At 35.1% G+C, this 596-nt stretch carries 1 protein-coding gene; it reads left to right on the top strand.

All coding sequences use genetic code 11. From position 1 onward, the window contains the following. On the top strand, positions 1–529 hold a 529-nt coding region (locus BCT81_RS04195), incomplete at its 5' end, for a hypothetical protein (protein ID WP_241908154.1). Positions 530–596 lie beyond the last annotated feature (67 nt).

The following is a 596-nucleotide window of genomic DNA, read 5'->3' as shown; positions in this document are numbered from 1 at the left end:
GGTTAATATTTTAAATAGAGTAAATTACTCAAAAATCTTGTTATCTTTGTTATTTACTTCTGGCTTTGCTAGTGCAGAGTCGGTGATAGAACAAGATATGTCACCAACTCTAACAGTGCAGTTTGAAGACCAGTCGAATATTCAGGCGAACAAATTTTTGGAGGAAACATTTAAAGCGTTTATTGATCGTGATAAGTCTCACCTAAAATCGATGATATCTGAAAGTTTCGTTCAGAAATTTGGTGATGACAAAAACACATATGATGAATTTATTCAACATGCGTCCGTTTTAACCGAACAGCTGACTAGAATGGATATTGTGTTTGAAGATGTAAACGTTGATGCTGATGGGACTGTCTCAGAGATACACACTGTCGAGATTACCAAGAACGATGGTAGTCGAGCTAAATTCAAGCTCTACGCTTTTTATTATTTCGATCATTTGGGAACGGTTAAGTTAATCGATGAACTCTCGATTCAAATCGAAGGTGCAGTAGAGGATCAAGATATGGGTTCAAGAACACGATAAAGTTAAATTTTCACCTCAGGTAAAATGGAAGATAATTTCATTTATATCAGGTCATTAAATACTGTTA

Source organism: Vibrio sp. 10N.261.52.A1, from assembly GCF_002876325.1.
GTDB lineage: Bacteria > Pseudomonadota > Gammaproteobacteria > Enterobacterales > Vibrionaceae > Vibrio > Vibrio chagasii.
Note: the sequence above shows the minus strand (reverse complement) of the source record. Positions and strands in the feature narration are given on the sequence as shown.